Below are 12808 nucleotides of genomic sequence, written 5' to 3'. Positions count from 1 at the left end.
ATAAAAACGTATTCGATGGACGAGATAATGGACAAGCACATCGGCCCCATCGGCACGCCCAAGCGTGATGCCTTTGAGGAAGAACTCCGCCTTGACCTGCTCGGCAAAGCCATCAAAGAAGCCCGCCTGCAGCGCAACTTGACCCAGCAGCAGCTAGGGGAGCTGGTGGGCGTGCAGAAAGCGCAGATTTCCAAGCTGGAAAACAGCCTGACCGATGCGCGTTTTGATACGGTAATGAAGGTGTTTAAAGCGCTAAATGCAAAGGTTAGCTTTAGCGTGGAGTTGTTAAATCAAGGCGTACAGTTAGTAAGGTGATTCAACTAAGGTTTATGCCGTAGCAAAAGCTATTTACTGAATACGACTTCATGGAAACAATAAAGCTCTATAAGAAACAGGGGGAAACTCTCCACTATTGGCAAGCATGGGAGCAAACCTCTAATGTTGGAGTTATCAACCAGGGAATTATTGGTGAAAATGATTCGAAAGAAATAGTAAGAGCCGGGAGCAAGAGAGCTTTTGAATCATTAATTCAAGAAAGAATCAATGCTATACGGCAGGAAGGCTTTGCAGAATCAACAACGGAGGATATTCTCGTCATTGAGTATGAGGCTGAAAATATGACTCCCAACAAACTGAAAAAGCTCCATCGTTTAGGCGACCATCTTGACTATTTACTTGCTTATACTGGATTAGGTGCTTTTGACGGCAACGGTTATGGGTTTGGAAAGATGGACGTGAGTGTTGCTGTGGTTGATTTTGAAATTGCTAAAAGAGTAATTGCCGCAGATTTAGAAGACACCGTATTCGGCAATTATATCAGCATTACAAAAGCGGAACTTGATGATAATGAGGAGTTGTAGCATCAACTTTCACGGCATCTAAATCATCCTAAAACTACAGCCGCGGGTCCACTGCCTCGCTTTCCAGCGCCAGCACGCCAAACACGCACTGGTGCACGCGGCGCAGGGGCTGGCCGGCCACGAACCGCTCCAGGCCTTCCACGCCCAGGGCAAACTCGCGCAGGGCCAGGTTGCGCTTGGCTTTCACGTTGCGCTGGCGCAGGCGCTCCAGGTTGCCGGGCAGCAGGTAGTCGGGGCCGTAGATGATGCGCAGGTACTCGCGGCCCCGGCACTTGAGGGCGGGCTGCACCAGGCCCTTGGCGCTTTGCGGGATAAAGTCGTAGGGCTTCACCACCATGCCCTCGCCCCCGCTGGCGGTGAGGTCGGTCCACCACTGAATGGCGGCTTCCACCTCGGCCGGGTTACTCAGGGGCACCACGCGGTAGGGCGTGGCCCGCAGCAGCTCGGGGTCGGCCAGGCTGAGGGAGCGCAGGGTTTCCATGTGCCAGGCGTGGTCGCGGTCGAAGTAGGTTTTCCCTTCCGTGGCCAGCAGGTGGAAGGGCGCCAGCTTGAGGTCGGCGAGCGAGTGCACGGGCCAGCAGTAGCGGCGGTAGGCCTCGGCGAAATGCCCGGCGGCGCGGCGCCGGGCCGTGCTGCGGGCCAGCAGGGCCTCGGCCCCGTCGAGGCCGCGGGCGGCGGCTTCGCTCAGGGCCGCTTCTACCTGGGGCAGGGCAGCATTGGCGGCCGCGGCCACGGCGGCGTACTGGTTTTGAATCAGCTCTTGGGCCTTGGCCGACCAGGGCAGCAGCTCGGCGTCGAGGCAGACCCAGTCGGTATCGAACCGCTCCCAGAAGCCGGCGCTGCTCAGGGCATCGCGCAGGCGGGCGAGGAAAGCGGCTTCCAGCGCGGCGTCGTTGAAGAAGTTGCGGCCGGTGCGGGTGTAGCACTTGCCGATGCCCTCGCCCACCAGCCCCAGCCGGCGGCGGATGGCGGCTTCGTCTTTGCCCAGCACCACCACCACGCGGCTGCCCATGTGCTTTTCCTCACACACCACCCGCTCCACGCCCAGGCGCTGGTAGTAGGCGAAGGCCTCGGCGGGGTGCTCCAGCAGGTCGGGCAGCTCCGAGGTTTCGGTGGGCGACATGGTGGGCGGCAGGTAGAGCAGCCACTTGGGATGCAGGGCGAAGCGGCTCATAATTTCCAGGGCGGCCACGGCGTTTTCCTCGCGCACCGTCACGCCCTTCATCAGCCGGGTTTCGATGTACTGCTTGCCGGTTACGTCGCGGATGTCAAGCACGTCGTCCTGCTCCTGCTGCGTTGTCAGTAGTTCGTTGTCAGCAGCTAGGCTGTTCTGAAGGCTGTCCTGCAGCTGGGCGGCGCGGTAGTGCAGCGGGCGGGCGGGCTCACAGTAGACCCGAGAGGCGGGCACGGTTACGAGCTCGCGCTCGGGGTAGCGCAGGGCGGTGAGGCGGCCGCCGAACACGCAGCCGGTGTCGATGTCGATGGTGTTATTGAGCCACTCGGGGTCGGGCACGGGCGTGTGGCCGTACACCACCATGGCCCGGCCGCGGTACTCGCGGGCCCACTCGTAGCGCACGGGCAAACCAAACTCGTCGATTTCGCCGGTGGTTTCGCCAAACAGCGCGAAGGCCCGCACGGCGCCGGAGCCGCGGCCCTGCATTTCCTCCACCAGGCCGGCGTGGGCCACCACCAGCTTGCCCTTATCGAGCACGTAATGGCTCACCAGCCCGTCCAGAAACTGCCGCACCTGCCCGGCAAAGGCCTCGGGCTCGGCTTCCATCTGCGCCAGCGTCTCGCCCAGGCCGTGGTTGACGGTCACCTTCTTGCCGTTGAGGTGGCGCAGGAACTTGATGTCGTGGTTGCCGGGCACGCACAGGGCTGTGCCCTCGCGCACCATGCTCATCACCAGGCGCAGCACCTGGGGCGAGGCCGGTCCGCGGTCCACGAGGTCGCCGAGGAAGATGAGCTTGCGGCGCGGCACTTCGCCCAACAGCACCTCACCCCCCAGCCCCCTCTCCCCAGGAGAGGGGGAGCCAGACGATACTGCTGTTTTGTCGTCCGGCTCCCCCTCCCTACCGGGGAGGGGGCTGGGGGGCGGGGCTACCCGCACCCCCAAATCCCGCCCATCCAGTATGGGCTCCTCTATCACCCGGTACCCCAGCTTTTCCAGCAGCTGCAGCAGCTCGTCGTAGCAGCCGTGCACGTCGCCGATGATGTCGAAGGGGCCGGTTTCCTCCTGGCGGTTGTTGTAGAGCCGGTCGCGGTAGATGAACTGCACGGCGTCGATTTCCTCGGGGCTGCGCAGGTGGTAAATGTGGCGGAAGCCTTCCTGGCGGAGGTTACGCAGGCTGCGGCGCAGCAGCTGGCGGTGGCTGGCTACTACGTGGCGGCCCACGTGGCGGCGCTCGGGCCGGTTGGCGTTGCGCTCGATGGCCACGGCGTCGGCCACGTCGAGCACGATGGCCACCGGCAGCACGTGGTATTGCCGGGCCAGGGCCAGCAGCGACTTACGGGCTTCCTCCTGCACATTGGTGGCATCTACTACTGTCAGCAGGCCGCGCTTGAGGCGCTTGCCCACCAGGTAGTGCAGCAGCTCAAAGGCGTCTTTGCTGGCCGACTGGTCGTTTTCATCGTCGGCCACCAGCGCCCGGCAGGCATCCGACGACACCACTTCCGTGGGCTTGAACAGGCGCCGGGCAAAGGTGGACTTGCCCGCCCCCGTGCTGCCGATGAGGAGGATAAGGGACAGCTCGGGGACTTTCAGGGTATCTTGGGGCATAGCAAAGAGGAAACGGGTAGATTTGACGAATACAAGGTTAGGCAGCAGCACCTCTTCAGAAAGCAGCACGATGAAACTAGGCCGGAAATTCAGCACGCTCACCTACGGGGAATATCTGCACCTGATTGAGAACCATCAGAAGTTCACGGACTTTAACACCCTTGGACTTTTTCGCTCCATTATAGAAACGACTAAGCTGAACCTTGAGGAGAAGCAGGAGCTGCGTCGGGTGGCTATTGCGGCATTTGCGAAGACGTTTGAGTTTTTGCAGCTGAAAGACCCCAGGACTTATTTCGAGGTGAGTACGTTGGGCGAGACGTTAACCAAAGCCGATGAGCAACAGGCCTGGGAGGACATTAAGCAAAATCAGCAGAAAATCCTGGAGAGCAAACGCATATCTCACCGGAATTTTGGCACCTACTCAAAGCATAACTGTGGCCTTGCTACTTGTCATCTAAATGGAGTAATGCTTAGACAGGGTTGTGACCTTGCCTGGAACGGACCCATGCATTTCCAGTCAGATACTTATAGATGGAATAAGCATATAAGACCCGAGCGACGCAAGACTGAAAGAAAGGGTATGCAACACGTCATCGCACAAAGACTGGGCGAGGAATAACCCAGCAGTTGACTCGACTTTTTTACCAACCAACTCAGCGCACTCTTCTGCCCCCTGAATTACGCATCTACTACTGAGTTGCTGCTTTTATCAGACTCAGGAGCAGCGGTTAATAAACCAAACACAGCCAGCTGCGACGGTGCTCCCACCCCCTCAGCCTCCTCGCCCATCCCCACAATCCGCACCTGATACCCGTGCCGCTCGGCCACGCCGGCGGCCCAGGCGGCAAACTCGGCGCGGGTCCACTCAAAGCGGTGGTCGTCGTGGCGGAACTCGCCGGCGTGCAGCTTCTCAAACAGCTGGTTGTACTCGGCATTGGGGGTGGTGACGAAGACATGCGCCGGGCGGGCCTGCCCAAAAACCACGGCTTCGAGGGCCGCCAGGCGGTTTTCGTCCAGGTGCTCGATTACTTCCACCAGCGCCGCCGCGTCGAAGCCGTTGAGGCGGGGGTCCCGGTACAGCAGGGAGCCTTGAATGAGGTCGATGCGGGCGCGCTGCCGCGGGGCCAGCTCGTCGAGGTGCAGGCGCTGAGCTGCCCGGCTCAGGGCCTGGTGCGACACGTCCATGCCCAGGATGTACTCGATTTTGGCCTGGCGCATTAGCAGGCGCAGCAGCTTGCCTTCGCCGCAGCCCAAATCCAGCACCCGCTTGGGGCTTAGCTGGTAGATTTCGTGGGCTACCTGCTGCAGGCGCTGGTCGTGCAGGGAAAGTTTACGGTCGCCCTCGTCGGGAACCTCACCCCCCTGCCCCCTCTCCCCAGGAGAGGGGGAGCCTGACGACACTTCTTCGAAACTGGCTCCCCTCTCTTTTGGAGAGGGGCCGGGGGTGAGGTTTTCCGGCGCGGGCTTTTCAGTTTCTTCATCCCCTTCCAGCAGCCGCTCCAGCAAAGGGTTCACGTAAAGGGCGCGGTAGCGCAGGTAGCGGCGGGTGATGAAGCCGCGCTCGGGGTGGGTGGCCAGCCAGCCTTCGCCGCGGTGCAGCAGCTTGTCGGCTTCGGCCTCGCCGATGTAGTAGTGCTTGTCGTTGTCGAGTACCGGCAGCAGCACATAGAGGTGGGTGAGCACGTCCTGCAGGCGCAGGCCCTGGTGGCGCAGGTGCAGGGTAAAGTAGCGGCTGTCGCCCCATTCCGGCATGGTGGGGTCGAGGGGCGTGGCTTCCACCGCCACTTCATAGCCCAAGGGCTGGAAGAGGCGGCGAGGCCAGTCGGGGCCGGGGGCCGACACCACGGCCACCTTCACCTCCAGCGGCAGGGCCTGGGCAGGCAGCGCGGGCCGGTCCTTGCAGGTGCCGTTCATGGCCGTGCCGAAGGCCTTGCTCAGGGCCGCGCTCAGGAAAGACGAGGCCACGTAGGGCCGGTCGTTGACGTACTGCTCCAGGGCAAAGCCTTCGCCGCTGGCCCCGCCCCGGCCCCGCACCAGGGCCACGGGGTCGAGGTCGAGCAGCAGGGCGGCGGTGCAGCGCTCGGGCGTGGCTTCGGGGTAAAAGATGTGGGCCTGCCCACCGGCCACGTCCAGGCTTTGCAGGCGGGCAGGGTTCTTGTGCAGCAGGTAGCCCAGGTCGGTAGCAGGCTGGTAGGTGGTGGTGATGGTCAGCAGCATGGGAAGGCGTTGCGGGCGAAAGGCTAAGGTAGCAAAGCAGCTCCGTCGCGGGCCCAAACGGACAACCAGCACGCGGAAAAGCGGGAAAAGACCGACTTTTGTGCTTTCCATCCCTGCCTGCCCGTGTCTGATACTCCTGCCGCTCTTCCCTCCCGCGCCGACTTCGCCTGCTGCTACCTCTACGGCGTCAGCCCCCAGCCCTACCGCCAGTCCACCGACATGGCCCAGTTTGGCCAGCTCTACGACCTGATTATCGGCGAGCACGGCGGGCTGAGCGTCGGCAGCTCGTTTCACCCCTACCAGCTGCTGGGGCCGGGCGGCATCTCGGTGTGGTACGCGGCCTATGCCCAGCTCTACGCCCAGCCCGACCGCGCCGAGCTGTTTGCGGCCATCACCCGCGACAAAGCCCGCTTCCTGCTGGCCCCGCCCGACTCCTTTGCCGACTTCCACATCTGGCCCGACACCCGGCTGACCAGCGTAGAAAATCCCATTTTCAGCCGCTTCATCCCGTTCGTGCTGCCCTTTTTGGTGCATAAAAGCGAGGCCGCCCTGCGCTGGGACGAGGCCACCGCCGTGGCCCAGGCCCAGCCGGCGCTGTTCCGCTCCTACCTCGACACGGTAAACGAAGCCCTGCGCTTCGTGCAGCCCGCCCCGGCTTTCGTGCTGGGCTTCGATGAGTTCGACGAGCAGCAGCCCGAACGAATGATTGAACGGTTCATGAGCTGCCGGGACTTGCTACTGGGTATATAAAGCTGGTGACAGCTGCTGCTGTGACACCTTGCTTGGTCACCACAGAAAATGTCACAAACCATGAAAAACAGCTACTGCGTATGGTGCATCAGATTGGTGGCCCCGGGTTGCTCGAGCACCTGCCCGCCCAGGAAGTCGCGGTACCACAGGCCCGAGTCTTTCACCGTGCGCTGTTGGGTTTCGTAGTCGACGTGCACGAGGCCGAAGCGAGGGCCATAGCCTTCGGCCCACTCAAAGTTGTCGGTCAGCGTCCAGCTCAGAAAGCCGCGCACGTCCACGCCTTCCTGCCGGGCGCGCAGCACCTGCCCAATGGCCGCCTGCAGGTAGGCACGCCGGGCCGCGTCGTGTACCCGGCCGTTTACCCATTTGTCTGGAAAGGCTGAGCCACTTTCAGTTACCACTAGTTTTGGCGCATTTGGATAAGCCGAAAATTGCTTTAACATTTGGTAAACCGACTCTGGAAAAACCTCCCAGCCCATGTCGGTAAAGGGCACGCCGCGCTTCCTGGCCGGCACCAGGGAAGCCCACTGCAGCGGCAGCCAGGGTGAGAAGCGCACGACTTCCCGGGTGTAGTTCTGCACGCCCCAGAAGTCGAAATCGAAGCGCAGGCGCTGCTCATCGCCGGGCTCGACGTAGCGCTCCAGCAGCCAGCGCAGGGCCGGCAGCTCCCCTACCGGATAGCCCAGGCCCAGGGCCGACTCCACAAAAAAGCGGTTGAGCAGGGCGTCGGCCCGCTGGGTAGCGGCCTGGTCGCGCCTGTTGCCGGGCCGGTGGGGCGTCACGTAGGAGCAGGAAAAGGTAGTCCCAATCTGGGTCTCTTCCGGCAACACGGCCCGCAGGGCCCTTCCGCCTTCGGCCTGGGCCAGGGCGGCATGGTGGGCGGCGGCGAGAAAGGCGCCCAGGTGGCGCCGGCCGGGGGCGTGCACCCCCAGCAGGTGGCCGGCCCCAACAAATACCATGGGCTCGTTCAGCACCAGCCAGTGCTGCACCCGGTCGCCGAGCCGGCGGGCCAGCACCTGGGCGTAGTCGGCCAGCCAGCCCACTACGCTGCGGTTGGCCCAGCCCCCGCGGGCCTGCAGGGCGCTGGGCAGGTCCCAGTGGTACACCGTGAGCCAGGGCTGCAGGTCGCGCTCCAGGCAGGCATCCACCAGCCGGTCGTAAAAGTCCAGGCCCCGGCGGTTGACGGCCCCCCGGCCTTCGGGCAGCACCCGCGCCCAGGCGGCCGAAAACCGGTAGTCGGTCAGCCCCAGGCCGCGGGCCAGGTCCAGGTCGGCTTCGAAGCGGTGGTAGAAGTCGCAGGCCACGCGCCCGTGCTCGCCGTTGCGGATGCGGCCCGGGCGCCGCGTAAAGTCGTCCCAGATGCTGGGGCCCTTGCCCTGCAGCTGCCAGGCCCCTTCAATCTGGTAAGCCGCCGAGGCCGCGCCCCAGTGGAAATCGGGGCCAAAATCGGCGCGGGAAAATGGCAGCGGGGCCGAAGCAGGGTAGAAAGCGGGGGGCAGTAAGGTATCCAACATCGGGCAGGTGAATGGGCAGCTACTTGTTCCGCGGAAGGTAACAGCCCATAAGCGAATGAGGTAATGAGCGTCAGCTCGTTTCGAGTACGGCTTTTTTCCGCGCCGGGGTGCCGGCTCCCGGCAGCTGCTCGCGCAGCAGCTGGTCCAGAATAGCCGCCGTCTGGTCGGGGTAGTCCACCGACAACGCCTGGCCAGCGTGCAGCCACTGGTCGACAACGGCCAGGTGCTTATCCTTCAAACTTTTGATGACGGGCACGCCCATATCCGCCAGGGCGGCAGCGTTGCACTGCTGCTCGTACTGCTGCTTCATGGGCACCACCAGCAGCTTTTTGCCCAGGTACAGGGCCTCGGCGGGCGTTTCGAAGCCGGCGCCGCACAGCACGCCGGCCGCGCGGGACAGGCTGTCGGTAAAGGCCGCGCCGCTCACCGGCCACACCCGCACGTTGCCGTGCTCGGCCGGCTGCTGGCTGTGCTTGCTGAACACCTCCCAGCGCGTGCTGCGGCTCAGGTAGCGCAGGCGCTGCACCAGGGTTTGTTCGTCGAAGGCCGGCAGGTACACGGTGTAGTGGCCTTCGTTCGTCGGCTGCAGCTCGCGTACCTGCCGGCGGATGACGGGCGTAAACACCTCCGGGCCATAGCGCTGAAAGTGAAAGCCGTACTGCGCAGTATGCGGGGCATAGTGCCGCAGCACGGCCCGCCCGGCGGTGTCCTCGCGCTGGGGCCGGGGTGCCTGCGGGTGCAACACTGCGCTCTGGTGGCTCAGGGCCACGCAGGGCAGCTCCCGCAGCTTGCAGGCCCAGCTCGACACCGGCTCGAAGTCGCTAATCACCAGGTTGTAGTCCTGCACCGGCAGCTGCCGGATTTCGCGCAGAAAAGCCGCCGAGTTGAACTGCCAGAAGGTTTTAACGAAGTTGATGCCGCCCTTCTTGCCAAAGATGAAGCCCATGCCCCCCGCCCGGTGCTTCACCGGAAACGGCAGCGGCAAGTCGGCCGGCGGGCCGCTCACCAGCACGTCGAGCTGCTCGCAGCGACTCTGCAGCAGCGGCACAATGTCGAGCGCCCGGCTCAGGTGCCCGTTGCCGGTTCCCTGTATGGCGTAAAGAATGCGCATGTTTGGTGATGGGGTGATGGGGTGAGGAGGTGATGAGGTGATGGGGTGAAAAGGTGATGGGGTGATGGGGTGATGGGGTAAAAAGAACGTCATGCTGAGCTTGTCGAAGCATCTTGCCTGCGGCAGTAATTCCAATCAACAGGGTTTACTCTCGTGGTAGAGATGCTTCGGCTTCGCTTTGCTCCGCTCAGCATGACGTTCTTTTTACCCCATCACCTCCATCACCTTTTCACCCCATCACCTCATCACCGTATTTAATCTTGAATTCCACAAGCAGGCCCTCCAGCAGGGTCGCGGCATCGGCATCAGCGGCAGATTCGGCGGCATCCGGGGCTTCTTTCTCGTCGGCGAGCTGCATGCGCGGGTCGTCGTGGTAGTGGTAGAGCTGCCAGCCCGCCTCGGCGCTGTACTCCAGGGCGGTAAGGTTTTCCACCCAGTCGCCGGAGTTGAGGTAGGTGACGACGCCCTTGGCTGCGCCCAGGGGCTTGATTTCCGGCTGGTGAATGTGCCCGCAGGCCACGTAGCGGTAGCCTTCATCGGCCGCGATGGCGGCAGCGGTGGTTTCAAAGCTGCTCACGGCGGCCACTGCCGACTTCACCCGCTCTTTTACCCGCTTCGACAGCGCCACGCGGGGCCGGCCCAGCTTATCGAGCGCGAAGTTGACGGCGCGGTTCAGCAGAATCAGCAGGTCGTAGCCGTGCCCGCCCAGCCGGGCCAGCCAGCGCGAGTGCTGCATGGTCACGTCGAACACGTCGCCGTGGAATAGCCAGGTGCGGCCGTGGGGCAGGTCGAGCACCAGCTTGTTGTCGAGGTGAAACTGCCCCAGCCGCAGGCCGGCAAACTTGCGCAGCAGCTCGTCGTGGTTGCCGGTGAGGTAGTGAATGCGCGTGCCCTTGGCGGCCAGCCCGGTCAGGTAGCGCACCACCCGCATGTGCGCCGGGGGCCAGTAGCTTTTGCTGAACTGCCAGATATCCACAATGTCGCCGTTCAGCACCAGCACCTCGGGCTTGATGCTTTTCAGGTAGCGCAGCAGCTCCGCGGCGTGGCAGCCGTAGGTACCCAGGTGCACATCCGACACCACGGCCACCTGCACCCGGCGCTTGCCCCGCCGGGCTTTACGCCTGGTCAAACGCACTGCCTCAGTCCCCCTGCCACCTGGAAAAGCTCCCGCCTTGCTCATGCCGTGGTGGGAAATGGGAAACCATCGCGCCGCGCCGGTCGGTACAGCCGCGGCTTGATGGGTCTGGCAGCTCGCTCGCCATCAGCCCCACCCCCGCCGCCCAGGGCCGACCGTAGGCTACCGACGTTATGCAGCCCAAACGCAGCCCACAGCGCGAGCTGAAAGATACCATAGGCCACCCAGCAGCAGAGCCGCTGCCAGCCTCGGTACAGTACGGGAAAGTACATAGCGCGAATTGGAATAGTTAAAAAATACTACTCCGCAAAATTCCGGACGCTTCGTAATCCTGTCGTTAAGGCGGCGTTACGGTTAAGTGAAAAAATGCCTTAGAAATGGATAACAGGGCAATATCAACTTAACGCCCCCTGTTTTCCCTGCGCTACCTTCTTGGGATTCGCGTTGGAATAGTTAAATTTGTAGTCCGAATTTTGAATTACCCACTACCCAGCTCCTTCCCTATGCTCCTGTTTACTCACTCGTCGGCCCGCTTTGGGACGTTGTTCGTTGCCGGCCTGCTGTTTTCCTTCGCTAGCCTTGCCCAACCCACCGGCAAGGCCGCCCAGGGCCGCAAGAAATACCTGTTCCCGCAAAAGGACGCCGAGTCGTCTTATGTGCAGAACGTAACCAAGAACACCGAGGAAGACCAGGACATCGACGGCAGCTTCACCCGCCTCGGCTACCGCCCCTACGCCGACCTGCTGGCCGAAATCACCGAGCTGCGCCGCATCCACAGCTGGGCCGACACCACCTACCAGCGCCGCCTGGCTGCCCTGCCCGAAGGCGGCATTCTGCTGGTGACCATGCGCCGCCAGGGCTCCCCCAACGCCAACCCCTCCTACCTCACCATCACGGCCACCACTAAGGAAGGCAAGGAAGTATTTACCCATACTCCCGCCGCCGGCACCGGTCGCTTCTTCGGCCGCGACCTCTACCAGGCCAAGCAGCAGATTCCCTTCCCCAAAATGGAAGCCCAAACCCTCAACGTCAGCATCCGCGACGCCAAGCTCTACCAGACGTTTGAGTATCAGATGACAGTGCCGGCCGCTGCGCAGTAAGCCCTACAAACCAGGAGTGTATTTTTCCGGTACATACACCAGCCCGAGGTGCCTGCATAGCTTATGCGGGCACCTCGCTTGCTTTAGGCTAGTCCCAGAGCCGCAAGGCCGGCAGCTTCCAGCCAGCGTACCGCTAACTTGGCCGCATGAAACGCAAAGCCCTGTTTGCTGTCCTGGCGCTGCTGGGCTTACTCATGGTCTTTAGCTGGCCCAGCTACCAGCTTCCGCCACGCAAAGAGCTGCGCCTAAAGGCTAATTATCTGGTGCGGGTCATCAGCACCCCGCCAGGCCTGGACTCGGAGCTGACCCGGCTAACCCAGGAAAATGCGGAGTGGGGCCTGTTTACGCTGTCCTACTCCGTATACGCTTTCACCAACATGGCCCGCTTGGACAGCAGCTTCCGGGCTGAGGCTGCCACCAGTACCCAGCTGGCCATCCGCCGCATGCTGAGCGGCCCCGTTGCCCAAGCGTTTCGGGACCCGGACGTAGCAGAGGGCGCCGACACCATCAGCTCGGTCTTGTATTTGGGCCACCTCAACCTGATGCTGGGCTGCCATCGCCTGCTGTACCCGGCCTCGCCGTACCGCGCCCTGCACGACTCGCTTTCGGCCAGCCTGCACCGCCGGCTCGTGGCCGCTCCCCGCCACTGCCTGCATTCCTATCCCGGCGGCGTGTGGGTGCCCGACAACACCGTGGCCCTGGCCTCCTTGCAGCTGCACAGCGACCTGACCGGCAGCTCCTACCAGGCCTTCTGCCGGCAATGGGTAGCCTATGCCCGGCAGCACCTGACCGACCCACGCACGGGCCTGCTGCTTTCCAAGCCCGCCACCCGCCACCAGGAAGCCGAGGAGCCGTGCGGCTCCCACCTGGGCTGGAGCATTTTCTTCCTCTACCGCTGCGACCCGGCTTTTGCGGCCGAGCAGTACCGCCGGTACCAGCAGCACTTCAGCACCAACTTCGGCCCCATCCGCCTCTACCGGGAGCGGGCGGGAAGCTACGAAACCAGCCTCGGCGACATCGACAGCGGCCCGCTGGTGCTGGGCTATAGCATTCCGGCCAATGCCTTCGCCTTTGGCAACGCCGTGGCCCTGGGCGACGGGCGCAATGCCCAGCGCCTGCGCCGGGTCATCAGCATCGGCAGCCGGGAAATAACGGAGGGTGATGAGTTGCACTACGGCGTGCGCTTCGTTGATTTGTCGGTCAGCCCCATGGCCGAGGCGCTGCTGCTGCACGCCGAGACGATGACGCCGTGGCAGAACAAGCCTCACTAGCTTTAAGCACTTGAAATCTCATTCCTGATGATGAGCGCACTGCCCAAGCCTCGACCCTGTGACCAGAAATG

The 12808-nt window shown here is 62.9% G+C and carries 11 protein-coding genes; 6 read left to right on the top strand and 5 right to left on the bottom strand.

The features are described 5' to 3' along the window. Positions 1-315, top strand: coding sequence for a helix-turn-helix transcriptional regulator (locus ABD919_RS09705; RefSeq protein ID WP_425556405.1), 315 nt, complete (start codon positions 1-3; stop codon positions 313-315). Positions 316-365: 50 nt separating this feature from the next. Continuing rightward, a complete protein-coding gene (locus tag ABD919_RS09700) occupies positions 366-860 on the top strand; it encodes a hypothetical protein (protein ID WP_345235798.1) in 495 nt (164 codons plus the stop codon). Between the two features lie 34 nt (positions 861-894). Here the strand turns inward: ABD919_RS09700 and ABD919_RS09695 are convergent, their stop codons facing one another. Further along, positions 895-3639 (bottom strand): polynucleotide kinase-phosphatase, encoded by a 2745-nt coding sequence (locus ABD919_RS09695; RefSeq protein ID WP_345235797.1) that lies wholly within the window; start codon positions 3637-3639, stop codon positions 895-897. A 70-nt stretch (positions 3640-3709) separates the two neighbouring features. Between ABD919_RS09695 and ABD919_RS09690 the strand changes: the two genes are divergently transcribed. Continuing rightward, positions 3710-4258 carry a hypothetical protein gene (locus ABD919_RS09690; protein WP_345235796.1) on the top strand — a complete coding sequence of 183 codons (549 nt, stop codon included), beginning with the start codon at positions 3710-3712 and terminating at the stop codon, positions 4256-4258. A 59-nt stretch (positions 4259-4317) separates the two neighbouring features. Here the strand turns inward: ABD919_RS09690 and ABD919_RS09685 are convergent, their stop codons facing one another. Beyond that, complete coding sequence (locus tag ABD919_RS09685) at positions 4318-5856, bottom strand: 3' terminal RNA ribose 2'-O-methyltransferase Hen1 (RefSeq protein ID WP_345235795.1); 1539 nt, start codon at positions 5854-5856, stop codon at positions 4318-4320. Between the two features lie 123 nt (positions 5857-5979). Here ABD919_RS09685 and ABD919_RS09680 point away from each other — a divergent pair, with 123 nt between their 5' ends. Further along, positions 5980-6606: a hypothetical protein gene (locus ABD919_RS09680; RefSeq protein ID WP_345235794.1), complete on the top strand. Its 627-nt coding sequence runs from the start codon at positions 5980-5982 to the stop codon at positions 6604-6606. 71 nt (positions 6607-6677) lie between these two features. Here ABD919_RS09680 and ABD919_RS09675 read toward each other — a convergent pair whose 3' ends face one another. The 3 genes from ABD919_RS09675 to ABD919_RS09665 form a co-directional block, all read right to left on the bottom strand. Next, positions 6678-8120: a GH1 family beta-glucosidase gene (locus tag ABD919_RS09675; protein WP_345235793.1), complete on the bottom strand. Its 1443-nt coding sequence runs from the start codon at positions 8118-8120 to the stop codon at positions 6678-6680. Positions 8121-8190: 70 nt separating this feature from the next. Next, a complete protein-coding gene (locus tag ABD919_RS09670; protein ID WP_345235792.1) occupies positions 8191-9324 on the bottom strand; it encodes a glycosyltransferase family protein in 1134 nt (377 codons plus the stop codon). A gap of 136 nt (positions 9325-9460) precedes the next feature. Beyond that, positions 9461-10360, bottom strand: a complete 900-nt coding sequence (locus tag ABD919_RS09665) for a UDP-2,3-diacylglucosamine diphosphatase (RefSeq protein ID WP_345235791.1) — start codon at positions 10358-10360, stop codon at positions 9461-9463. A 509-nt stretch (positions 10361-10869) separates the two neighbouring features. On the opposite strand from ABD919_RS09665, the gene ABD919_RS09660 reads away from it, so the two are divergent. Together ABD919_RS09660 and ABD919_RS09655 are read left to right on the top strand one after the other, a co-directional pair. Further along, positions 10870-11466: a hypothetical protein gene (locus ABD919_RS09660; protein WP_345235790.1), complete on the top strand. Its 597-nt coding sequence runs from the start codon at positions 10870-10872 to the stop codon at positions 11464-11466. A 146-nt stretch (positions 11467-11612) separates the two neighbouring features. Next, complete coding sequence (locus tag ABD919_RS09655) at positions 11613-12737, top strand: hypothetical protein (protein WP_345235789.1); 1125 nt, start codon at positions 11613-11615, stop codon at positions 12735-12737. Positions 12738-12808: the final 71 nt, after the last annotated feature.

Origin of the sequence: Hymenobacter saemangeumensis (genome assembly GCF_039541835.1) — a bacterium.
In the GTDB taxonomy this organism is placed as follows: Bacteria; Bacteroidota; Bacteroidia; order Cytophagales; family Hymenobacteraceae; genus Hymenobacter; species Hymenobacter saemangeumensis.
Note: the sequence above shows the minus strand (reverse complement) of the source record. Positions and strands in the feature narration are given on the sequence as shown.